Annotated in this window: 25 protein-coding genes and 1 tRNA gene; 15 read left to right on the top strand and 11 right to left on the bottom strand. The window is 41.4% G+C overall.

The window, feature by feature from the left end; all coding sequences use genetic code 11:
• The first annotated feature begins 4 nt into the window (after positions 1-4).
• Positions 5-313, top strand: a complete 309-nt coding sequence (locus M2444_RS28590) for a hypothetical protein (RefSeq protein WP_094871350.1) — start codon at positions 5-7, stop codon at positions 311-313.
• Between the two features lie 101 nt (positions 314-414).
• Here M2444_RS28590 and M2444_RS28585 read toward each other — a convergent pair whose 3' ends face one another.
• A complete protein-coding gene (locus M2444_RS28585) occupies positions 415-2,850 on the bottom strand; it encodes a glycoside hydrolase family 94 protein (RefSeq protein WP_280788682.1) in 2,436 nt (811 codons plus the stop codon).
• 188 nt (positions 2,851-3,038) lie between these two features.
• On the bottom strand, positions 3,039-4,094 hold the full coding sequence (locus M2444_RS28580; RefSeq protein ID WP_280788681.1) for a LacI family DNA-binding transcriptional regulator: 1,056 nt from the start codon (positions 4,092-4,094) through the stop codon (positions 3,039-3,041).
• A gap of 232 nt (positions 4,095-4,326) precedes the next feature.
• Here M2444_RS28580 and M2444_RS28575 point away from each other — a divergent pair, with 232 nt between their 5' ends.
• On the top strand, positions 4,327-5,346 hold the full coding sequence (locus M2444_RS28575) for an ABC transporter substrate-binding protein (protein WP_280788680.1): 1,020 nt from the start codon (positions 4,327-4,329) through the stop codon (positions 5,344-5,346).
• A gap of 115 nt (positions 5,347-5,461) precedes the next feature.
• Positions 5,462-7,057 carry a helix-turn-helix domain-containing protein gene (locus tag M2444_RS28570; protein ID WP_280788679.1) on the top strand — a complete coding sequence of 532 codons (1,596 nt, stop codon included), beginning with the start codon at positions 5,462-5,464 and terminating at the stop codon, positions 7,055-7,057.
• A 1-nt stretch (position 7,058) separates the two neighbouring features.
• On the opposite strand, the gene M2444_RS28565 is transcribed toward M2444_RS28570, so the two are convergent.
• Entirely contained in the window at positions 7,059-7,250 is a 192-nt protein-coding gene (locus M2444_RS28565; protein ID WP_280788678.1) for a DUF6199 family natural product biosynthesis protein, read from the bottom strand.
• A 547-nt stretch (positions 7,251-7,797) separates the two neighbouring features.
• On the opposite strand from M2444_RS28565, the gene M2444_RS28560 reads away from it, so the two are divergent.
• Both M2444_RS28560 and M2444_RS28555 read left to right on the top strand, forming a co-directional pair.
• Positions 7,798-8,694 (top strand): SDR family oxidoreductase, encoded by an 897-nt coding sequence (locus M2444_RS28560; RefSeq protein ID WP_094878164.1) that lies wholly within the window; start codon positions 7,798-7,800, stop codon positions 8,692-8,694.
• 276 nt (positions 8,695-8,970) lie between these two features.
• A complete protein-coding gene (locus M2444_RS28555; RefSeq protein ID WP_094878163.1) occupies positions 8,971-9,285 on the top strand; it encodes a hypothetical protein in 315 nt (104 codons plus the stop codon).
• Positions 9,286-9,322: 37 nt separating this feature from the next.
• On the opposite strand, the gene M2444_RS28550 is transcribed toward M2444_RS28555, so the two are convergent.
• On the bottom strand, positions 9,323-10,000 hold the full coding sequence (locus M2444_RS28550) for a DUF1796 family putative cysteine peptidase (RefSeq protein WP_094878162.1): 678 nt from the start codon (positions 9,998-10,000) through the stop codon (positions 9,323-9,325).
• A gap of 81 nt (positions 10,001-10,081) precedes the next feature.
• Positions 10,082-10,330, bottom strand: coding sequence for a hypothetical protein (locus tag M2444_RS28545; RefSeq protein ID WP_094878161.1), 249 nt, complete (start codon positions 10,328-10,330; stop codon positions 10,082-10,084).
• Positions 10,331-10,625: 295 nt separating this feature from the next.
• Here M2444_RS28545 and M2444_RS28540 point away from each other — a divergent pair, with 295 nt between their 5' ends.
• Both M2444_RS28540 and M2444_RS28535 read left to right on the top strand, forming a co-directional pair.
• Entirely contained in the window at positions 10,626-11,084 is a 459-nt protein-coding gene (locus M2444_RS28540) for an NUDIX domain-containing protein (protein ID WP_280788677.1), read from the top strand.
• Between the two features lie 49 nt (positions 11,085-11,133).
• Positions 11,134-11,409, top strand: coding sequence for a hypothetical protein (locus M2444_RS28535; RefSeq protein ID WP_042187280.1), 276 nt, complete (start codon positions 11,134-11,136; stop codon positions 11,407-11,409).
• A gap of 686 nt (positions 11,410-12,095) precedes the next feature.
• Here M2444_RS28535 and M2444_RS28530 read toward each other — a convergent pair.
• Positions 12,096-12,539 carry a hypothetical protein gene (locus M2444_RS28530; protein ID WP_094871376.1) on the bottom strand — a complete coding sequence of 148 codons (444 nt, stop codon included), beginning with the start codon at positions 12,537-12,539 and terminating at the stop codon, positions 12,096-12,098.
• 442 nt (positions 12,540-12,981) lie between these two features.
• On the opposite strand from M2444_RS28530, the gene M2444_RS28525 reads away from it, so the two are divergent.
• Positions 12,982-13,221, top strand: coding sequence for a hypothetical protein (locus M2444_RS28525; RefSeq protein WP_094871378.1), 240 nt, complete (start codon positions 12,982-12,984; stop codon positions 13,219-13,221).
• Positions 13,222-13,314: 93 nt separating this feature from the next.
• On the opposite strand, the gene M2444_RS28520 is transcribed toward M2444_RS28525, so the two are convergent.
• The gene (locus tag M2444_RS28520; protein WP_156113100.1) at positions 13,315-13,455 is read right to left on the bottom strand and encodes a hypothetical protein; all 141 of its coding nucleotides are present in this window, start codon (positions 13,453-13,455) and stop codon (positions 13,315-13,317) included.
• A 310-nt stretch (positions 13,456-13,765) separates the two neighbouring features.
• Between M2444_RS28520 and M2444_RS28515 the strand changes: the two genes are divergently transcribed.
• Genes M2444_RS28515 through M2444_RS28505 form a run of 3 tightly spaced genes read left to right on the top strand, consistent with a single transcriptional unit; the run spans position 13,766 to position 17,791 of the window.
• Positions 13,766-15,751 (top strand): AraC family transcriptional regulator, encoded by a 1,986-nt coding sequence (locus M2444_RS28515; protein ID WP_094871380.1) that lies wholly within the window; start codon positions 13,766-13,768, stop codon positions 15,749-15,751.
• Positions 15,738-16,787 (top strand): FecCD family ABC transporter permease, encoded by a 1,050-nt coding sequence (locus M2444_RS28510; RefSeq protein WP_094878156.1) that lies wholly within the window; start codon positions 15,738-15,740, stop codon positions 16,785-16,787. The genes M2444_RS28515 and M2444_RS28510 overlap by 14 nt, the downstream gene beginning before the upstream one ends.
• Positions 16,784-17,791, top strand: coding sequence for a FecCD family ABC transporter permease (locus M2444_RS28505; protein WP_094878155.1), 1,008 nt, complete (start codon positions 16,784-16,786; stop codon positions 17,789-17,791). The genes M2444_RS28510 and M2444_RS28505 overlap by 4 nt, the downstream gene beginning before the upstream one ends.
• Positions 17,792-18,061: 270 nt before the next feature.
• On the opposite strand, the gene M2444_RS28500 is transcribed toward M2444_RS28505, so the two are convergent.
• Together M2444_RS28500 and M2444_RS28495 are read right to left on the bottom strand one after the other, a co-directional pair.
• Positions 18,062-18,727: a type 1 glutamine amidotransferase family protein gene (locus M2444_RS28500; protein WP_280788676.1), complete on the bottom strand. Its 666-nt coding sequence runs from the start codon at positions 18,725-18,727 to the stop codon at positions 18,062-18,064.
• Between the two features lie 318 nt (positions 18,728-19,045).
• Entirely contained in the window at positions 19,046-19,501 is a 456-nt protein-coding gene (locus M2444_RS28495) for a GNAT family N-acetyltransferase (protein WP_094878153.1), read from the bottom strand.
• A gap of 740 nt (positions 19,502-20,241) precedes the next feature.
• On the opposite strand from M2444_RS28495, the gene M2444_RS28490 reads away from it, so the two are divergent.
• Positions 20,242-20,388, top strand: coding sequence for a hypothetical protein (locus tag M2444_RS28490; protein ID WP_179283755.1), 147 nt, complete (start codon positions 20,242-20,244; stop codon positions 20,386-20,388).
• A 105-nt stretch (positions 20,389-20,493) separates the two neighbouring features.
• On the opposite strand, the gene M2444_RS28485 is transcribed toward M2444_RS28490, so the two are convergent.
• Positions 20,494-20,565, bottom strand: a tRNA-Val gene (locus tag M2444_RS28485).
• Between the two features lie 133 nt (positions 20,566-20,698).
• Positions 20,699-21,001, bottom strand: a complete 303-nt coding sequence (locus M2444_RS28480) for a phosphatidylinositol kinase (RefSeq protein WP_094871392.1) — start codon at positions 20,999-21,001, stop codon at positions 20,699-20,701.
• A gap of 307 nt (positions 21,002-21,308) precedes the next feature.
• On the opposite strand from M2444_RS28480, the gene M2444_RS28475 reads away from it, so the two are divergent.
• From M2444_RS28475 to M2444_RS28465, 3 genes are all read left to right on the top strand, one after another.
• Positions 21,309-22,385: a site-2 protease family protein gene (locus M2444_RS28475; protein ID WP_280788675.1), complete on the top strand. Its 1,077-nt coding sequence runs from the start codon at positions 21,309-21,311 to the stop codon at positions 22,383-22,385.
• Positions 22,386-22,489: 104 nt separating this feature from the next.
• Positions 22,490-22,702 (top strand): hypothetical protein, encoded by a 213-nt coding sequence (locus M2444_RS28470; protein WP_280788674.1) that lies wholly within the window; start codon positions 22,490-22,492, stop codon positions 22,700-22,702.
• A gap of 109 nt (positions 22,703-22,811) precedes the next feature.
• Positions 22,812-23,255: a GNAT family N-acetyltransferase gene (locus tag M2444_RS28465; protein WP_094871397.1), complete on the top strand. Its 444-nt coding sequence runs from the start codon at positions 22,812-22,814 to the stop codon at positions 23,253-23,255.
• Positions 23,256-23,324: the final 69 nt, after the last annotated feature.

Below are 23,324 nucleotides of genomic sequence, written 5' to 3'. Positions count from 1 at the left end.
CACAATGAGCAAACGTTATCGAATTACGAGAGCTATGCAGAATGATGGAGATTCGGCACAAACGATATCTTTAGAAGAGTGCAAGCAGTATTTCGCGTCCAAACCTGATTTCACCTATACATCCGTTTTTACAGTAGCAGGCGCCACTACGATGACCATTGAAGGAGATTTCTTTATGTGGAGCTTTGGTGATGCTACAATCCCATTTAGACATTATCAAGGGGATATTTACGTGTCTGGCAGCAATGAAGCTGTAATCCCGAGAATGCTTGAGGTTGCGAGTGAGTTAAGAGCAGATGTTGTGGAAGGGTAAAAAAAGATGACCCCTGAAGAGCTCAGGAGTCATCTAGTGTTTAGTTTAGATCCGCTTAATCGTTCAAACGAACGGTTGAGCGGATTTTTTAAATAAAAGCATTAACCCAGTTGTACAACTACTTGGTGAACAGCGCCATCTCCAACAGGAGCGATGATGTTACCTTCTACAGCTACGCCATCCAGGGTAAGACTAGCTACACCTTTGGAGACATGGTTCGGGTTCTGGATTTGAATCACGTAAGTATCTCCACGGAAGACACGTGTGATTTCAAAGCTGTCCCACTCTGTAGGAATACAAGGATCGATCTTCAGACCATTGAAATCGGCTTGAATACCAAGGATCGATTGAGTGATCGCTACATAGTTCCATGCAGCAGTACCAGTCAACCAGGAGTTTTTAGCTTCCCCGTGACGAACGGCATCTTTCCCTGCGATCATTTGGGAATAGACATAAGGCTCTGTGCGGTGAATTTCGCTGATATCCTCCAGGTATGCAGGAGCAATTTTTGCGTAAATTTCGAACGCTCTGTCGCCATGTCCGAGTACCGTTTCAGCGATCATGATCCAAGGGTTATTGTGGCAGAAAATACCGGCATTTTCTTTGTAGCCCGGAGGGTACGTAGAAATTTCACCGAGGTTCAGATAGTACTTGGAATAGGGTGGCTGTTGCAATACGATACCGTATTTAGTATCCAAATGCTCTTGAACAGAAGACAGCGCTTTTTCGGCTTGGCCATCTTCCACACCGATACCAGCCATAACACAGATCCCTTGTGGTTCGATGAAGATTTTACCTTCTTCGTTTTCTTTGGAACCAATCTTGTCGCCATAGTGATCATAAGCGCGCAGGAACCAATCGCCATCGAAGCCGTGCGTCAGTGTGATTTCACGCATGTTGTCAATCTTAGCTTCAGCATCCACAGCTACATCGTTAAGTCCGCGCATCCGGCAGATTTCAGTATAGTCCGGTCCAACGAAGACGAACAAGCCTGCGATAAATACGGATTCCGCAACGCGGCCTTCGATGTTGGCAGTAGTTTGGAAGGATTCACCCGGCTCAGTAGAGAAGCAGTTGAGGTTCAAGCAGTCGTTCCAGTCTGCGCGCCCGATCAGTGGCAAGCCGTGAGGTCCGAGATTGTTAGTTACATGCTCAAAGGAACGTTTCAAGTGCTCAAACAGAGTAGCGGTGTTATCCGGATCGCTGTCAAAAGGAACCTGCTCATCAAGAATCGAAGTGTCGCCAGTTTCTTTAATGTAAGCAGCCGTTCCTAGGATCAACCAAAGCGGATCATCGTTAAATCCGGTGCCGACTTCGTTGTTACCTTTTTTAGTGAGCGGTTGGTATTGGTGATAGGCACTGCCATCTTCAAATTGAGTAGCTGCAATATCAAGAATACGTTCTTTAGCACGTTCAGGGATTTGGTGCACAAATCCGAGCAAGTCTTGGTTGGAGTCGCGGAAGCCCATACCACGGCCAATACCAGATTCAAAGTAGGAAGCCGAACGGGACATGTTGAAGGTAACCATACATTGATATGGATTCCAGATGTTAACCATGCGATCCAGTTTCTCGTCGCCGCTTTGGATTTGATACTTAGACAGCAGATTATCCCAGTGAGCAGCAAGTGCAGCGAGTGCAGCGTCTACTTGAGCATCTGTAGCAAATTGCGCGATCATAGCTTCTGCTGGTTTTTTGTTGATTACGTTCAGGGATTCCCATTTATCTTCTTCAGGGTTCTCGATGTAGCCGAGCACAAAGATGAAGCTTTGTTCTTCGCCTGGTTCAAGCGTAATGTTCAGTGCATGTGATCCGATAGGGGACCAGCCGCTGGCTACGGAGTTAGTAGGTTCACCTGCAACTACAGCTTGCGGGCTTTCCAGACCGTTGTACATCCCTACGAAAGCTTCACGATCCGTATCGAAACCAGCGATTTCTTTATTTACGGAGTAAAAAGCATAGTGATTTCTGCGCTCACGATATTCTGTTTTGTGATAGATAACGGAATCCTTCACTTCAACCTCACCAGTGCTGAGATTGCGTTGGAAGTTGGTCATATCATCTTGTGCATTCCAGAGACAGAATTCGGCAAAAGAGAACAGTTTCACGGACTTTTTAGCGGAGCCAGTGTTCTTCACGATAAGACGATGAACTTCAGCATTATGACCCATAGGTACAAAAGCAAGCTGGTTCACAGAAATTCCGTTCCGTTCGCCAGTAATGGAAGTGTAACCAAGACCGTGACGGCATTCGTAGAAGTCGAGATCGCGTTTTACGGGCATCCAGCCTGGGGTCCAGAAATCACCATCGTCATAAAGATAGTAGTAGCGGCCGCCAGTATCCAGTGGGATATTGTTGTAACGGTAGCGGGTCAATCTTCTGAGACGAGCGTCTCTATAAAAGGTGTAACCACCAGCTGTATTAGAAATAAGTCCGAAAAATTGCTCATTACCAAGATAGTTAATCCAAGGGTAAGGGGTTTTAGGTGTGTTAATTACATACTCTTTACGAGTGTCGTCAAAGGTACCGAATTTCATGTGAGAAAGTCTCCTTTCGATTGTGAACGCGCGTTTATAAGTTTCAGAAAAAATTCCCTCGAGGGAAGGGAGTTTTTTTCATTGGCTTCAAGCAGGATAATTAAACAGTAACTTCAATCATCGATACCGAATCATAGCAGCTTCACGAAAAAATATGTAGATTTCTTCAGTGAAGAATTGATCCTAAGCTATTTCTTCGGCGGTTGACAGGAATCTCTCTCCACTAAACGAGCTGGAAAGCTGATCGTGCTGAACGTAGGTTGCTGTGAATCACACAGCTCGATTACTTTTTCAACTGCAGCCTTAGACATTTCATAGATCGGCAAGCGTACAGAGGTCAGCTTAGGCTGGATACGGGATGCTAGCTGAATGTCATCAAATCCGGCAATGGAGATATCCTCAGGGATAATGATTCCGTGCTCGGAGAACGCTTCCATCGCTGATATAGCCATATCATCGTTGGAGGAGAAGAAGGCCGTTGGCAAAGGTTCTCCAGAAGCAAGAAGCTTCTTAACCTCTTCGTAAGCAGTCTCTTTCAGAAAATCACCTTTCAGAATAAATCTCTCATTTACAGGCAGGCCATGTTTCTTCAGTGTATCTTCATAAGCCGTATAACGCTCTCGTCCAGAGTACGTATTCATTTGACCACAGATGATGCCAATCTCTTGATGACCCAGAGAGATCAAATATTCAATTGCTTCTGTGGTGCCCTCGTAATCTTTGGAGTTCACAATGGCCAGATGATTGCGGTCCAGATGCTCCGACATAATCTCAGAAATATCATAATCAATTAATACGAGAGGAGAGTCGAGCCCTACCATTTCTCGGACGATATTAATATCCTTTTGAGTGCCGACAATGATACCGCCGTCAATCCGTTTTTGGAGAAAAGCTTGCTTTACCTTGATGAAATCGTCGGGAGAGTACACCGTATGAATCAGTACATAACATCCGCGGGCATTCGAGGTGTCGACTACGGCATCAACGAATGGAGCAAAGTAATTGTTTTGATAAATTCGGGTAGTATTCTCCTTCTCGTTCATACTGATGGCGAAGAGTCCGATCGTATCGGTCTTCTTACCGGCTAAAGCCCTTGCAAAGCTGTTCGGTTCGTACTGATGTTGCTCAATCACCCGCAGCACTTTGGCCCGGGTCTCTTCAGGGACGTTAGAATAATTGTTGATCACGCGGGATACCGTACTTCGGGAAACCCCGGCCAACTTAGCTATGTCTTCGCTGCGCATGTTTCCCCTCTTTTCATAAACGCGCGTTTATGAGTTTATTGTAAGCGAAAGCATGGTATAAATCAATCGTAAATAAAAAGAAATTTGTGAGGAAGGGAAGAAACTAGTTAATAGTTTGTATAAGATTTTTGCGGAGAAAGTGCATTGAAAGCTATAAAAGTCATGCTACTATTGTGATAATGATTATTGAGAATGATAATCAATGAAAATATAGCATTGGAGTGAAGGGATAATGGTAAGATGGGGTCGGAAGTTTTTATGGTCAGCAGTACTTATTATGGTATTGACCGCGCTGGCGGCATGCGGAACGAATAGCAATATTACGAAAGATAATGTTGCTAAAACAGAGAATGCAGAGGAATCAACCTCAGCTAGCAGCACACCGAGCGAAGGAAGTGCAAATGCTTCGGAAGAGGTTGCAACTCGGACGATTACAGGGGAATTCGGAGATGTTGAGATTCCAGTCAACCCTAAACGGGTGGCCGGGATTTACCTTGAAGATTATTTGAAGGCATTGGGGATTACCCCGGTGGTTCAGTGGTATCATCCAAGCTGGGGCAAACAGGATTACTTAAATCTCGATGTGCCAGAATTTGATATTACCGGAAGCTTGGAAGCGTTATTGGAGAAAGACCCTGACTTGATTATTGCGGACGGAGGCGCGGATGCGGCGAGGTATGAACAATATTCCAAGATAGCACCAACCTATCGTCTCCCTGAGGCGGCACTGCAGGACTCAAGACAAGTGCTTACAGCGATTGCAGATGCGCTCGGTATTCCGGAGAAGGCTGAGGCTGTACTCGCCGAGTATGATCAGAAAGTGGCAGATGGAAAAGCTAAACTGCAACAAGCTCTGGGGCAAGAAAAAGTAGCAGTGATCCGGCTCAACGTAGCGGATAAGACCTTTGCTTTGTTCGGTGTTAAAAACCGTTTTATCGGTGTGATTTATTCTCAATTTGGCCTGACACCCGTGCCTATGGCTGCAGAAATGACCGAATATCAATCTATTATTTCCGAAGAGCTTATTCCTCAGCTCGAAGCGGATCATATCATCGTATTCCCTGACAACGGGGGCTGGGATACTGAAGGGAATCAGGAAGCGATCCAAATTCTTGATGGGCCGCTGTGGAAGAGCCTGCCCGCAGTGAAGAACGGGAATGTTTATAGAATGGAACGTTCCCATTGGCAGACTGGTGCCATCACAGCCAATTCGATGAAGCTTGATGACCTGCTGGAAGCTATGGTGAAATAAACGGCAGCCGCCTTGAAGGAATAGCAAAAAGAAGGTCTATCAGCACCCTTGATAGACCTTCTTTTTTGTTTTACACTGAAGTGAATGAAAATGATTCTCAATTGGGGGCGGGAGAATGGCAAAAGATTTGCAAGACAGCAATAGAAGGAAGCTATTCTATAGCTTGATAAATATAGAGACCCAATCCCTGTCAGGAAGCGGACAGAGTGAAGTATTTCAGGATCATACGCTACTCATTGTATCGGAAGGACAGGGGTACGTTGAGGCTGAGTCGAGGCAGTTTCCACTGGAAAAAGGTACTGGGTTCTTGTTCGAACCTGGGTTATTAAGCAAAATCAATGGCGAGGAGCGGGGGCTTAGCTTTTATCGGCTTACTTTTGAAATCATCGAAACCGGGGAAAACAGGCAGAGTGAAATAGAAAGAAGGACTAAAGAGGACATCCTTCGATCTGGGTTGTTAAGCTGTAGACCCTTTTCACAATGTAAATTATTGCTAGAGGCTATCTACAATAGCCGTAGAAGCACAGATGAGATCGAATGGTTCGCAGGCCATACGCGCTTTCAGGAGCTGCTGCTGTTAATCATGCGTGCAAATTCCTCTGTCGTTCAGATCACAGGTGATCATGAGGCAATCCAGCGTTCCATTCACTATATGGAGGAACATTATAATCAAGCTGTAACCGTCGATCAACTGGCTGAAGTTGCAGGCATTACACGTGCGCGCTACACACAAACCTTTAAAGAAGTGACAGGGCGGATTCCCTTGGAGCATTTGAACGGGCTTCGTATCGAAAGGGCGCAGCAGCAGTTGCTGCTCACGAATGACCGCTTACATGAAATCGCGTTATCCGTCGGGTACAGCAATGAGTATTATTTTAATCGGCGTTTTAAAAGATCGGTTGGTGTTACGCCCGGCCAATACAGAAGCTTCCATCAGGATGGAATGAGGGTGTTCGCTCCTTTTTTGGAAGATTATCTGCTGGCTCTAGATATTACTCCTGTGGCGCAATATTCTCACGCTGAGTGGGGGAAGCAAGAGTACCTGGCTCTCCATGATGTGCCTGCGGTAGATATTTCGACTCGTAATTGGCAGGAGCTCTCCCGGTATACGCCCGAATTGATCTTGCTGGATAATGGCTTTCATCGCTGGCATCTGGAGGAGTGCAGCCGGATCGCTCCGTTGTTCAAGCTGCCTGTTCATCAAGAGGATTGGCGTGCCACATTATATTCTGCAGCAGCGGTCTTTGGCAGAACGGAGCGTGTCCAGGAAGTGATAGGCAATTATGAGCATCGGGCACAGCAAGCCAAGCAGCTGCTTACCCGTTCCGTCCATAGTCAGACCATCGCTTGTTTAAGAATCTCAGTCTACGGAATCACTCTCTATGGATGTGAGCATTTGGGGTATACAGGTAGCGTGCTTCATCATGATTTGGGCTTGCAGCCCCACAGCTTGGTTCGGAAGTTGACCCGTGGAAAGAATCGGGTGAACCTGACAAAAGAAGAGCTTGCCAATCTGACGGCGGACCATTTGTTTATTACCTTTGATCAGCTTGAAGGGGGAGGACGGGAACTGCTGGATACACAACTCTGGTGCAGCTTGCCTGCTGTGCGTAACGGTTGCGTATATGAGGTGGATTTTATGGCCTGGATGAATTACGGCGTATTGTCGCATCAGCGCAAGATTGAGGATGTATTAAGAGCGTTAGGATAAGTCAGAAGCTAGACCAGATAAAAAAGAGGACAATAAGTGCCACTATACTGCTGACGCGGGTCATTAATAAATAAGCCTCACTCGGCTCAACGTCGCCTTTGATCATCCAACCGTATCTCATGTACCATCCGAATTGTGGGAAAAAGATGTTAAGTAGCGCTAACAGAACAAAGAGGAAAATAAAAAAGCCCATGATTTATCACTCCTTTATGTAATGTATACGCGAAACTGTGTGGAGGGTGTCCCGATTCATGTGTGAGTTTCCATATATTTATTTAATCTTATTTAATATAGACTGATAAAAAATGGAATTTCCTAAGGAGCGGATAAATCGTATGGAACACACAGGTCTTTTTTTCGGAGGGGGAGTAGGTGTTTTGTTCTTTTTAATTTGGATGATATCCATTGGCTTGGGAATCTACTTTTTCGTCCAGCTTGTAAAATTGACACGTAGAGGAATAGTGGCTTTAGATTTATATATCTACGCTAAAAATCATGAAATACGTACTCGTTATGAGTCGGTTCCAGACAGGTCTGAGGAAATTTAAGGCCATTAAATGATCAATGATACTTAGAGTATGAGATACCCTAGCACCTTATCAGGTTGTTGGGGTATTTTTGTGGAAATATTCAGGACTGTGCTATCGATGAGGTATGTTTAGCGGTGTACTGTTGTGTTTACATAACAAAGAGTTCGTTAAATAAAAATGGTTTTCTAAAAATAAAGGAGGAATTGATCGATGTCTAACCAATATACGATGCAAGATCCTACCACTCAGTACATCAAGGCAGGACCTGAATTTCAACAGCAGCAACAAGAGCCGGGGCTCCAGAAGAAGATGAATCCCGTACCTGATACAGGTGAAGATACCTATCAAGGCACCGGACGTCTGACAGGTCGAAAAGCGATTGTTACAGGGGCGGACAGCGGGATAGGTCGTGCCGTTGCGATTGCTTTTGCTCGTGAAGGCGCAGATATTGTTCTATCCTACATGCCGGAGGAAGAAGAAGATGCTAAAGAGGTTCTCAGGCTGGTGCAGGAAGCAGGACGTACCGCAATCGCCATTCCAGGTGACCTAAAAGATGAGGAATACTGTGAACAGCTCGTCGATACTGCGGTTAAGCAGCTAGGAGGAATTGATATTTTAGCCAATATCGCGGGCAAGCAGCAATTCGTCCCCGATATTGCTGATCTTACTACCAAGCATTTTGACGATACCTTTAAGACGAATGTGTATGCCATGTTCTGGCTGTGCAAAGCGGCAGTGAAGCATATGCAACCAGGCAGCACCATCATCAACACTTCTTCCATCCAAGCCTATAACCCCTCGCCGATTCTATTGGACTACGCGACGACCAAGGCTGCTATCAATACATTCAGTAAATCTCTCGCCCAGCAAGTCGCTGATAAGGGGATTCGAGTGAATGTAGTGGCTCCAGGTCCTGTATGGACACCTCTTCAAGTGGTGGGTGGACAACCGGAAGAGGTGCTGAAGGAGTTCGGTGCGAACACACCACTAGGTCGTCCGGGACAGCCTGCAGAGATGGCTCCGGCATATGTATTTCTTGCTAGCCAGGAATCAAGCTATATCAGTGGCGAAACGCTAAATGCCAACGGAGGAACTCCAACCCCATAAAAATACTCTGCCGAATTTGGATATAGTAAAATATCAGCGAATCATACAAATACAAAGTACCCTACTAATTTTAGCTGTGGGGTGCTTTTGTTTTTATATGGAGTAAGGTGTATTATAGATTTTGAACCTATTTATTCCATTTAATGCATAGAATATTATCTACATATGATCAAGATTGTCGAATACATAGATTTCCTGCGATTACCCGAGAAATATTTGAGTTGGTATAAGGTTTAGAGTTTAGTATAGAACATAGAAAGAATTAGGAGATGTATTATGCGTAAAAAGAAACTAGCAATACTCATCATTTCCTTTGTAATGATCATGGCGTATTTTTCATCAGGAGCAGTTTTTGCGGATAAAGAAAACGGAGCTGTAATGGATAGTGGAACAAAGGAAAGGCTGATGGAAAAGTATGATCTTGCAGAGCCTGAACTTATAAATCCAAAATCACTTTGGAGCCAAAGTGATTTTGGAGTCAGTAACCCTATTGCTATATTTGTAAGTATCAGTAGGTTATATCTGAACCCATATGTTTTTGCTGCGCAAGAAATGATTAATCATTTGATGGACCGAAGCCGTCAACATTAATGACCCATGAGAGGGTCATTTTTAAATAGGAGATAAATTAATCGCTCGTTACTTGTATATCTTTCAAAATATAATCCCAGCTAGCATAATCGTTCATATCATCAGGAAATTCTAACACACAAATATGATTAATATTCCAATGGATTTCTCGTACTGATGTTAATTCACGAACGGGATAAAGGATAAGGACAGTGAATTCGTTCGGCTTTAATATATCAGACAAAATCGCTTGTAGCTCTACAGCCTGTTCGTATGTGGCGAACCATCTAATGAATAGAATTTTTTTACTGCATAGTAATTTGTCCCAAAATCTCTTAATTCGTAGATCCAGCTTTGCTTTATAAGATGAATAGGTCGTAGACCAATGCTTACCCAAGGTGATTGGAAAATCATGTACCGAGATAATGTTATAAAAGGTGTCCTGAATAAAATATGATTTCACTAAAGCATTTTTGTTCCCATTAGGATAAGCAGGTACGCCATCCTCTAGAAAAAAATGTGTCTCTTCGAGCATTTGCAGATTTGTTAACTCCATGAAATTCTGAAATCTATTTTTATAAAGTCTGTTTACATCAGTTAATGAATAAGAAATCATCCAGTCGAGAGGCATGGAGAATGTTCTCAGGTTATTTCTTTGCATATTTATAGCAGGAGCACAAGACATACCTAAGCTTACAATTAAATCATAGCTCTTTTTTACATCTTGTAAGTTCATGGACTCACCTAATTTCAATCAGATTCAGATTCTATTTAACGCTAAAAAAAAGAGCAGCAACTTAACTGCCCCTTAAAAATATTAATGGCGTTGTAGCAGCAAATAGCCGCTAATCCTTGAAGTTTTTTTACGAAACACCACTTTAAAACCAACGTCATTATCTAATAAACAAGCTAAGGCGGTGTCAAGTAGCCCGTTGGGTCTTAAGCTAGGTCGACAAGGCTCAGCATCTCCAATGATGCGGACAGAAATAATCCTACGCGCAGAGCCACGAACCAAAGGATTTCTGCTCCAAGTGATCAACACTAAATCAGGTTGACGAGTTGCCATTCTGATTCACCCCTTTCTATTAAGCTTCTCTATATAAAATGCACAATAGATTGTAATGTGCTAAACAGAAGCGGAGTGAGTGTGAGGAAGTATTCTGTCAAAAAACAAGAGTTACTCTTGTTTAATTTAGGTTTTCAGAATACAATAAAGTAAATTTATGGTATGTTCGACTAGTATAACTTGATGACCTCAAGGGAGTATATATTTCATAATACCGTACGCGAGGAGTATTTGATCAATGATCAAATACTTTTTTATTATCGTTAATAAGAAGCTAAATAGGGGGACATGATGAATGAAGATAGGGAAACCGATTAGAAAGAAGGTATACGGTTTTATTTTGCAAGACAATGAAGTTGGAGAAAAAACCTTATTAGTTTATCTGAATGTACCAGAAGTACCCTTTAGATTAGTAGGTGGTAATGTCGATGCCGGGGAAACAGAAGAAGAAGCCTTATTCAGGGAAATTCAAGAAGAAAGTGGACTTAAACAATTTAAATTAGTAAAGAAAATAGGAACACAATATTATTATAAGGATTATATAGAAGCAAATGTTGAAAGACATGACTATCTTCTGATTCCAAAAACAAGATTACCTGAAAAGTGGAGATTCACTGGAGAGGGTGAAGGAGAAGACTGTGGAACTGTTTTTAACTACCAGTGGATAAAACAAGATGAAATATACTTATTAGATAAAGAGTTTAGAGAATATATGTCGGAAAAATATATACAAGAATTGTTCGGGAATGGATAGGAGGTAACTATCATGTCCATTATATGATCCTTACTCTGAGGTGATAGATATGAATAATCGTAAAATCTTCTCTTTTCTTCCTTTGATCATATTTTTATTTATAATATGGTACCTTTTGATGGCAGGTACATCTGCTGTTGTTAATGTAGTGTCAGTAGATAAAAGAGAAATAGTAGTACAAAATATGAGCGGTGATCAAACTACAGTCACAATCCCAAAAGGAATATTTAAGTTGATTAATATAAATGAGGAGTACTTTGTTTCCTATAATAGTAGAATAGGGCAAAAACCTTTTTTAACTTCAATAGAACCAAGTGCTAAATGATTATTGGAAGCAGATTTAACAATAGAACTTATGAATGAAACGGCTGATATATAAAGCTTGAAATTTTACTTTGCGTGTAGTTAAGCATATCATGTTATGGTTTGTTTCACGATTTTATTCACCTTGGCCACTTTTGGATTAGAGCTATGGGAAGGAAATAAAATCAACACGACTGAATACTATGGGGTTCAAAATATAGGGTTTGTTTTTATTTTCTTAGCATTTCTTTTTTCAGCCGTTCTTTACCCAATTATAATTTTTCCTTTCTCTTGGGTTGTTCACAAATCCTTTGGTATTGCCGGTACCATTTATGTCTTGGTGGATTATTATCTTGATCAGAGGAGTTGAATAAATGAGTTATTTTGAAAGAGTTAATAAAATATCAAACATTTTATTTTGTGTTTTTGGATTGTTTTTTATTTTGATTATAATTTTCTTTTCGACTAGCAGCTTCTCAGAAATCTTGCGTTATAATTTCACAAATGACTTAAGAGGAGCAATGATTACAGTCATTTGTTTTTTGATCTCTTTATTTTCACTTGTACTGGGCATTACTTTGAAATGTCTTGTAAAAGACTCTGATGAAACGATCCAGCTTATCGCCACAAGAATAAAGTAGTTGTTGAAATCTCAGCATGTATAACAAATCCCTGCAACCTGAGGGGTTGGCAGGGATTTATTTTAATCTAAGAATTGGATAATTTATCTACCTCATCACTAAAAGCATCCTGGTACTGATTGAATATTCCTGTATCTAATTTAGTGGTAGCATCATTTGCTATAGGAGGAGTATCTTGGATTTGCTTGTACATACGATCAATCTCACCAGAGAGCTTAGACCAGATGTTTTTAATTGAATCGTATTTGGCATCCAGGTTGTTGATGTAATTATCGTATTCTAATTTTGTACTCATCGCTTTTCCTAATTGTTCAATTGTAAAATCTATATCTATGGCTTCACCTGTAGAGCTAGTTCCTGAACTTGCATACCAACTGATATCAACAAATCCAACATTCCAAATATCTGAAATGACAAAATTACTAATTTCTTTAAGTGTCGCTTCAGGAGACTGTTCAGTTGTACCTGAATCAGATGTGTTATTTACAGGCTCTTTGAAGAATTTTCTCATTTCGTTAAAGGGTTCTTTATTCTTGTCATTAGACGAATATCCCCAACCAATTTTATCATCCTTAATAAAAATTATAAGTTCACTACTGGAGGACGACTTTTCACCTTGAATTAGGACGATTTTATCTTTTCCACCATCTTTGTCTGTATAATCAGCTGATTCTATTATAGGAATGGTAATCTATGTATGATGAAACCATTATATTGGATATTCGTATTCCTATAAAATGATGTTGAAAGGTCGTGTGCGTGATGGATAACGGGTATTTTGTGGGTTGGGGCACGTTAGCATTAATAAATGCCGGGTTAGCGCAAGGTAAAAATAGAAGTGGTTTAAACTGGTTTTTAATTTCTTTGCTTTGTGGCCCATTGGCTACATTTTTTCTTGTAATATCGAGTAAGCTGCAAATTCATTAGCCCATAATATTTCGGGAGGGGATTTTTTGCTGAAAGCACTAAGGCTGTTCGGTATTCTATTTAGTGCAGCAACAATCATTCTGGCAATATTTTTTTTCCGTGATCAGGATCAAGTGATTATGTCTTGGACAATGATGGGGATGTGCGGAGCTCTGATTTTTAATGGCGGAGCTACCTATTTTAAAACTAAAGATAAAATGGCTGCTCTGTCTTCGATTGTTGGGATAGTACTCTTAATATTCTCGCTTACTCAATTTCCTTTTTAATAAAATACCCCATCAACCTATAAAGGTCGGTGGGGCTTTTTTACGTTTTATTTCTTTTTCAATCAAGTTATAGTAGGTTGCTGCAGGCTAAGCTTATTTCTTTTTCTTCTTTGTGGGTCCTATCTGGCGCCTTACTTTATTGTTCTCATCAACCTCGATAATATAAATGTCTTTCACTGTACCGGAAAGAGTAAACCATTCACGTAGAGCATCAGCTTCAGTCATTGGTCCCAATATTCGTTTCCCCCTATAACATATAAAAAACACTCCTACTCCTTAGTGAGTTTGCGAAAATGCAATAGTCCTCAATACGATACTCATTAACTATTTTCAGTAAGTCTCATTATTTTATATTAATGCTAAATTATAGGGGATGCAATATTGAGAGATTGTTCCTGTTTAGTTCAAATACATTTATAAAAGAAATCACTAAACAGCGATTGACAAAATAGAAGAGCTGCCTAATACTAATTGATAATCATTATCAATGTTTAAGATGTAATTAATTTAAATAGATTGTGTAACGGATCGGAGTGAATGCAAGATGAAGTTGGAAGATCATATTGCCGCATGGAATTATGCAGCCGTTAAAGTGCTGGATATTCGACATGCTGTGATGGAGCCTGGGGACAAGCTGCAAGGCTATATATTACCTGCATGTGGATTTATCTACTGTGTGCGGGGTGCGGCCAGCTTGAATCTCAACGGTATAGATTACGAAGCAGACCGTCATTTTATTGTGCATGGTGGCAAGGGTATGAGACTAAGCATAGAGGCAGGGAAGATTTTTGAATACTATTTATTATTCTATAGAGCCTCCTTACCAGGAAGAAAGGATTTAGCAAGACTTTTGGAACGAAGCAACCCATTTCGGATGCAGTATGGCTTCGAGTCTTTGGAGCCATTGCCACTGCACTATCAACTAATGGCAATGGAACAACTCTGGGCACAAGGAAGCTTATTGGAAAGAATTCAAGTTAAAGGCTTGTTCTATCAGTTTATACATGAATTATTAAAGCAGTTTACAAAGGATGGAATTAACCTCAGGCAACCGGATGTTATTGGGCAGGTTGTCCGTTATATTGAGGTGCATTATCGTCACAATTTATCACTAGAATCTATAGCGGAGCAATTTAATTATAGCCCTCGTCATTTATCAACGCGTTTTAAAGGAGAGACGGGGTTCAGCTTGATCGAATATTTGATACGATACCGGCTTGAACATGCAGAAGAGCTATTACGATGTACCGATGCTCCACTTCGCGATATTGCAGAAGAAGTTGGATATAGCGATGTGTATTATTTCAGTCGTATGTTTAGTAAATACAATGGTCAATCTCCCATCCGATTCCGCAAGGAAAGCAGGCAGGTGAGCTTATCGGAGAATCGTCCATTTACCACCGCCAGATTCTCCATTGGCGAGAACATATCCTCCCGATATAATGTTGTTGAATATGATAATCATTATCACTACTGTTATCATAATAAAATAACCGGAGGGTCTTCACCTATGCGAATAACAAAGACATCAAGTTTTATTGTAGCGATGCTGCTTAGCTTTACCTTGCTTTTAAGTGCATGCGGATCTGCAAACGTTGGTTCTAATGCCACGAATTCTAAGGGATCCAAAGCTTCTGAAGTTACATCATCATCAGCTAATAATTCAATTGCAACTGACAATAACAATAAAGAGGCTCAGACAAGAACTATCTCTACGGTAAAGGGAGATATTGTCGTTCCAGCTAATCCAGAGAGAGTTGTCGTGTTATACCTTCAAGGGGATCTTGTTGCCCTCGGCATTAAGCCAGTAGGTACTTCGAGTGTCTTTGAAGGAGCGGCCTTTGCAGAAGAGCTGGGGGGTATTGAAGATCTTGGTTCATGGTATGAACCTAATCCAGAGGCTATTATGGCAGTAAAGCCGGACTTGATCATAGCTGCTTCTGAAGAAACTTACGAAATCCTTAAGGATATTGCACCGACCATTCCAATTCCTTATGAAAAAATGGCGACAGACGAACGTATAATGAAGATTGGTGAGGTATTTGGCAAGGAGCAGGAGGCACAAGCTTTATTAGATAATTTCCACGAGAAGTTGGAGAAAAGTAAGCAGAAGCTTGATGAACTTGGAATTTTAGATAAGACAGTAACCATTATCGAGGGCGGCAAAAAAGAGATGGCGGTAATCGATAGCAAGCTTTACGGAAGAGGTTCTCAGATTATTTACGAATACTTAGGACTAAAAGCACCAGAGATTCTTCAGAAGAAGATTGATGGCAGGGAGAAGGCTACTGGAGGGTTTGTTTCCTTAGAAGTGTTACCTGAGTATATAGGAGACTTCGTGTTCCGTTCTGTATGGGATGGGGCTGATGATTTGTCGGACAACCCCATTTGGAACAGCATTCCAGCAATCAAAGAAGGTAGATTGATCGAAATTGGGTTTGATTTTTCATATTATTCAGATATCTACTCTCTTGATAAGCAGCTAGATTTTGTAGTTGAGAAGCTAGTATCAGCGTATGAAAAAAAATAGAAAGCTAGATGATAGAACAGCTGTTATTCCTAATTTAAGAGGGAAATCGTATTTCGGTCTGTTTTTACTCCTAGGGATATTGCTGCTGCTACTTTCAGTAGCGGCTTCTATCTCTTTTGGCTCTGCTTCCATGAGCCTGAAGATGGCATGGGCAGCGATTTTTAATTTTGATCCTGAACTGACCGAGCATCAGATTATCCATGCCCTTCGTATTCCACGTACGGCGGCTGATATTATTGCGGGCATGTGTCTCGCGGTAGCAGGAGCAGTTATGCAAGGCTATACGCGAAATCCCTTAGCCGATTCGGGATTAATGGGAGTAAATGCTGGAGCTGCTCTTGCAATGGCCGTTACATTAGTTTTCCTTCCAGGGCAATTGCAGACGACAACCTTGCTAGTTAGCTTTATTGGCGCAGGACTTGGTGCAGGATTAACGTATCTTGCTGCTTCAATGAATCGTTCAGGAATGACACCTCAACGATTGGTGTTAGCTGGAATATCCATTACAATGCTATTTGGAGCTGTGGGATCATTTATCTCATTAAACTATGGAATTGGTCGTGCCCTTGCTTATTGGACCTCGGGAAGTGTGGCTGGAGCAACATGGATGGAAATTAAGCTAGTTATTCCTTGGTTCTTAGGTGGGCTGGCTTTATCATTATTCATTGCACGCTCTATCACTGTTTTAAACTTGGGGGAAGAGATCGCGAAAGGATTCGGGCAACGGATCGTTCTCGTTAAGATGATAGCTACGCTTGCGGTCCTTTTACTAGCGGGTGTAGCTGTTGCACTTGTTGGGCCAATCGGCTTTGTAGGGTTGATTATACCGCATATCATGCGTTTTTTTGTAGGTGTAGATTATCGTTATATTATTCCGGCATCAGCCATTTACGGCGGCGCACTTATGGTTGTAGCGGATATCGCAGGAAGGCTGATTAATCGTCCGGCAGAGACAGCACTCGGCATTATTTTTGCAATGATTGGTGTTCCTTTCTTCTTGTTAATTGCGAGCAAAGAGAGGAGAGCCTTCAAATGAATGTTGTTAAATCGCATAAGGCTACAATATGGATTCTATCTCTCATAATACTGCTCATTGCAGGAGCTATTCTTAGTCTTAATATGGGAAAGGTGTCTCTTAATCCACTTGAAGTATTTCAAGTATTGCTTGGACAAGGTCCAGAAGAGCATAATCTCGTTGTTTATAAGTTTCGTCTTCCTCGGATCGTATTAGCGATACTTGTTGGATTTGGGATGGCACTGGCAGGTGCTGTTATGCAGGCTTTGCTGCGCAATGATTTGGCTGATCCCGGCATGCTTGGTATTAGCTCAGGTTCAGGTCTTATGGTGTTGCTGATTATCTCAACAGTAGGTATTCAAGGCACCGCTATAACATTATTACTACCAGCTATGGCATTCTTGGGTGGTTTGCTGGCAGCAGCTCTGATATATGTTCTAGCCTATAGAAAACGTCGTTTGATTTCTTCTACACGACTTGTCTTGACTGGTGTTGCGATTAATATGGGGTTAAGTGCTCTGTCGTTATTCCTGACTTTAAAGCTGGATGACCAGAAGTATGATTTTGCGCAGCGTTGGCAAGCAGGATATTTATGGGGGGACAAGTGGTCTTATATCAGCTTATTAGCACCTTGGGTATTGCTGCTATTCGCATATATTATTTCCAATTTCAGGACATTGAACGTCTTGGTGTTAGGAAATGAAATTTCGATAGGCTTAGGAGTCGCTGTAAAGAAGAAATTTTTGCGTCTGGCGATTGCGGCTGTAGGCATTGCTTCTGGTTGTGTAGCGCTCGGGGGCTCGATCTTCTTTATTGGATTGATTAGTCCGCATGTGGCTCGCAAGCTGGTAGGTCACGACTACAAAGTACTTCTGCCAGCTTCAGCACTTATTGGTGCGCTATTGCTGCTTGTAGCGGATACGATTGCTCGGACGGTCAGCTTTAAGTCGGATATTCCAGCAGGGATTATTGTAACAATGCTGAGTGTGCCTTACTTCCTATATCTATTGATGCGTTCAAAATAATATCGGAGTTCTTTCCAATGTATAAAAAAGACTTCATTTGGGTTTTTCCGCGAACTCTTACGATGTTTCTAAATTCCTCTTCTTGGACTTATCTTCAGCTATCATGCAACCCTGATGCTTGGTGTACCAAGTAGAATTACGACTGAGTGGTTAATTGAACTATCTTGTCCCGTTAGTTCAATAAAATGAGCAACTAGCATCTGCCGGAAATAGAAAGACCGCCATTGAAGGCGGTCTAAAAAATTCATCATTTCTGCCCGACAATCCTAATTAGAGCGTCTCAACCAATTTCTGAATCTTTGAGCGGGAAATTAAATATAAAGGACCCATTATTTCTATTTTGCCGTCCTTTACACGTATAGCGCTCTCCTGTTCTGCCGCGTAAACATCAATCTCTTCAGATAAGGGGAACAGATAGCCTTGAACAAACGTGGCGTAGTCACGTTGAGAATGAGATTCATAGGCAAAATAATCAAAGCCAATACCATCATAAATAGTACTTGTTTCAGCTTCATCAGGGTTATTCAAGCTTAACCATTTTGCAGCCATGTTTAACGCACCGGCGCTGGCACCCATTATAACGGCATTGCTGTTCTTAATAACATCCGATAATTCATAATCCGCCAAAAAATCGTTCTGCAAAACAGGATACCCACCGCATAAAAAAATGACAGAAGCGTTTTGAATTAATCGCCGGGCATCTTCCTTCTGCATGCGGTAATCAATGAAATGATATTCTTCAAAAATAATATTAGCCTGATTCAACCATGTCCATTCAGAAACATCACCAAAGTTAATTTGCTCACCTGTATAACCAGACGGATCAGCGCTAATCATAACAAGCGATTTTCTGTCTTGTATATCCTCTTGCAAATAATGGACCAGCTTCTCTGGAAAAAAATTATTAAACCAACTGAAATAGTAGTGAGTACTCAAACTTAATTCCCTCCATATGTATTATTAACATTCATCCATTCTTAACGAGAAAACATATTATACACGCTAGAAAGAGAACAGTTCTAAATCGAACACTAGATTACTATAACATGCAATTTAAGTATGAGAATTATGTTTCCACGTTATCCTGCCCGCTAGATGATGCACAGTACGAAGGTACAGATCATTAAGGGAGTAGGCGTATCCCTTCTCACATAAAGGTTATGACAAAGCAGACGCATGTAGCGCACCAGAAGTGACAGGACTTAACTAACGTTCCTCGTTAGTTAAGTCCAAAACAAACCATGTTGCGATAAATTACTTTATAGTGTCGTGCTCATAAATTTTGGTGGGTCGTCCCCATTCGAAATTATCTAAACCGACTTCTCTAAATCCATATTTCTCATAATAACGAATATGGTCGGTCGTTATATAAACCTTCGTATATCCTAATTGCCCCACCATTTTTCTGGCATGCTCCAACAATACTGAACCTAAACCTTGCCCTCGCTCATTCTCGTCAATGAACAAAGGTGCAATCCATGGCGATAAATCTTTACGAATTATATACTCCTGCACAATCAATTGATAAAATCCAATTATTTTGTCGTTTTTCAATAGCAGAAATGTAAATGGCAAACCATCTTTAGCCGATAAACTTTCGTCAATTTTAGGGAGGACTACCTTCTTTACATTTGGCCATTTTTCTTTAACATATTCAGCAAACTCTATATAACGCTCTGGACACTCTATTATAGATTTAATAACTTGCATTAAGCCACTCCTTTATAAATACGTTTCTTGATGAGTATCACTTTCAAAAAAGGTGCTTTCAGATTACATCTTAAGTTAACTGCGGGGAACGGAAAGTTTATTTTAAGTTAAACTATACTGCCAGTTAGCATAAAGAAGCATCTTCATCGAAAGTCATATTAATTGTTGCACTGCACGAAGATATGAACCAGTAAGACACAGATCGTGAAGGAGCAAAGAAAAGAGGATGTTGATTGATATGCAACTTGATCTATTTGAAGTAAGTTACCGAAGATACAGGGACAGAGAGGGGAATAGTCCTCCTCTTCCACAAGAAGGATATAAGAAATGAGGAAAATAACTTTCGTAAACAACAGAGGTTGGGGCGAACAGAGTAGATACACGGAAGTTCAAGAGTTTAACGATGAAGCTACAGAAAAAGACATCCAAGAGGTTTATATAGATTGAGTTTGGGAACAGATCGGAGACAATTTCACCTGGTTTGAGGGGGAGGAAGCCCAATGACACAAAGGGACTGACAAAAGGATATGGAGATGTGCGATGCGGTTACTAAACGCACCTACTTATACTAAAATTTAGGTGGAGAGCATTTTACAAGTTGGCTTTAGAGCTGAAACTCGTATAAGAAAAAGAACTCAATAAGGAGGGCAAGGATATTTGCAAGAAATAACCGAGAAACAAAATCTTAATTGGGACAGCTTACCTATGACACTCCGCCCGAACACTTAAAGATAATGAAAATGAGTCAAGCCAAGCTGTACGAATTCTTAAGAGATACACCTTTTTATGCTGCAAAAGCAGGAAGGGAATTATATATCATTAAAGCGGAATTTGGAGATTGGTTGGAGGGTAGAAGCGATATTTTCCCAGAGGATCAGATGAACTGATACGAAAAGTAAATCGCGATTCGTATCAAATTCGTATCACAGGGGTTTTTAATAGAATATAAGTGAATAAAAACAAAAAGCCTTGAAATTCAAGGCTTTTTTCTATAGGACGGATGGGGTTCGAACCCATGACCCCTACCCTGTCAAGATAGTGCTCTCCCGCTGAGCTACCGTCCTGCGACGAATTTCATAATACCATACGATAGAGTAGGATGGCAATTCTTTTTTTACAATCTATAGGGAGGATAGTTTACATAGTCTTTAAAAAAATAAAAAAAGAGGATGACTCTAACATCCCCTTTGCACTATCTCAGATAAAGAACGGAAGTAAAAACAAATCGCTTATGCCGTAAAAAGGAATGCGTCGTGGATAGAAGCGACGTCTTGGGTAAAAACCTGGGCGGAAGCCAAATTGTCTGTACGCCGATTCTTTTGTAGGCATTCCGTTCATGTGTTCAACCATTTCATTGCTTGGAACCGCAAGGGTAACATAATTTTGATCTACATGAGCAATAAAGCCGTCAAATGATTGACCGTCAGTCATTGTAACACCAACGTATTTGTTCATACAATTCCAACAGACCTGTTGATGAAAATTTGTATTTGATTCCATGGAGAACCTCCTCAATTGTTTAAATCCTGATAACAGTCTATGGCCCTTAGCCTACAATGTTCACGGCGTTTGCCTAGAAGGTGATCATTAAAATCGAGGAGGAAAAACTTTGAAGTGCAAGCATCTTCCTCACCCCCTAATTTTGAACCGGGCGCGTTGGCCATACTTGTCCCATTCCATCTTTAAAGTTGCGTCGTATACTTAGCCAAGTGCTTTTTTATGGAAATACTCCTGCAGCGCTTATGATAAAATGGATGGTAATGTACAGAAGTTAGATAAAAATTGAAAGATAAAGGGGCTTGAGATCTTGCCGCAAAATGAGCAGAAAAAGAATTCTTCCACGCCATGGAAATGGTTGGGAGGCGGGGCGGCGATGCTCCTGTTTAAAGGAAAGGCGATTTTGTCTCTTCTGAAAATAGGTAAAATTGCCGGGCCGTTAATATCAATGATGATTTCAATAGGGGCTTATGCTTTGATTTACCCGTGGGGGTTTGCCGTGGGCTTTGTCCTGCTCTTGCTAGTCCATGAATTAGGACATGTAATAGCAGCGAAACGGATCGGGCTTCCAGTCAGCGCTCCGCTATTTATACCGTTTTTGGGAGCTTTAATTACAATGAAGAAACAGCCGTTGGATGCCCAGACAGAAGCTTATATTGCTTTTGGAGGTCCGATCTTAGGAACCATTGGGGCTACAGCCGTTTTTGGGGCGGCTTATTACATGGATAGTCCACTTCTCTATTCCTTGGCTTACATAGGTTTTTTACTTAATCTGATCAATCTGCTGCCGATTCATCCGCTTGACGGTGGCCGTATTGCAACCGCGGTGACGCGCTGGCTGTGGCTTGTGGGGCTCGTGGGTGGTTTAGCCATCATCATCTATATGCGTTCGATCTTGTTCTTTATTATTTGGGCATTATTTGCATACGATCTGTATAACAAATATGTCAAGAGACGCACTAACAATCGCCTTTATTCTGTAACGAAGAGTTTCTTAATTCCAGTAGAGCCACTTAGAGATGCAGGCTACATGATTCCAGGACCAGAGCATAGAAGAGATTTACCTTTTACTACTTACAGTGATTTGGAAAGACAGCAGTATGTAGGGGTGAGATGGGATCAACTGAACTACATTGGTAGAGCTACGCTTCCGCAGCAATGCATCATTGAAAAGGTACGTATCTCGCAGCTAGAGCCTGTGACCTTAGAGAATAGGCTTCATCTAAAGATGAATTGTGATATCAGCTATTCGATATACGAGAACGATAAGTATTACGATGTGCCGGCTAGCTCACGCTGGAAATACGGCATCGCTTATTTTGTATTAGCTGGCTTTCTGGCAGGAATGATGTACATGGTCCATGCCGTTGGAAATGTGAATCTATAAGGGTTAGAATCGGGCAATGAAGTGATTCAATGGTTTATAAAACTCCTGAAACGTCAAAGCTGTAAAGAGAATAACTGCAGTTGAGCGGTGAAAGGAGTAAAACCATGTCTAAATTTATGAAATGGGGAGTCGGTGTTTGTCTGCTGTTACTGATAGTTTTGGGAGGATGTTCCGAGGCGAAGCCAACAAAAGTCATGGAAATCAAAGAAATGACTAACCTGGATGGAAAGCCGAAAGGTCAGTATCCTCCATTGTCACCAGTGATGCAAGACACATACAATCGTTCGATTCCTGAAGAAGTATATTCTGCAGATTAGTGCAGCGTAGAAGACGATTTCTCATGCTCAGGCTTTTCTTTCTAGTCGAATTTTTATATAATAGACAACTATCGTTGGATACATAGAGAGAGAGGAGTTTGGGACTAACATGGCGGCAGAAATCTTACGGGTAACTACAGAGGAACAGCTTCAGATGGGGCTGGATATTCGTACCAAAGTATTTGTAGAGGAACAAATGGTACCGGCTGAGGAAGAAATTGATGAATACGATGTTATCGGTCCGAATGTGCACCATATTCTAATTATAGATGAAGGTGTACCTGTGGCTACGGGAAGATTGATTTATTACAAAGCAGGTACAGCCAAAATGCAGCGTATCGCCGTACTGAAAGATTATCGAGTCAAAGGATACGGACGTGTTCTGTTGCTTGCGATGGAAGAGCTTGCTCGGGAACTTGGACTGGATGCTTCGATTCTTGATGCACAGTGCCAAGCTGAGAATTTCTACAAGAAGCTGGGATATGAAGTGATTTCTACGGAACCTTTTTATGACGCAGGTATTTTACATGTACGGATGCAGAAAACTCTTTAAAAATAGTGCACATAATTTACCGTTCTATGAAGCAAGCTAGGATGTGCCATATGATGGCAAATCCAAGTG

The sequence above is a fragment of the Paenibacillus sp. PastF-3 genome (assembly GCF_029893135.1).
In the GTDB taxonomy this organism is placed as follows: domain Bacteria; phylum Bacillota; class Bacilli; order Paenibacillales; family Paenibacillaceae; genus Paenibacillus_AQ; species Paenibacillus_AQ nitricinens.
The sequence above is the reverse complement of the archived record's forward strand: the minus strand, read 5'-3'. Positions and strand labels throughout refer to the sequence as shown.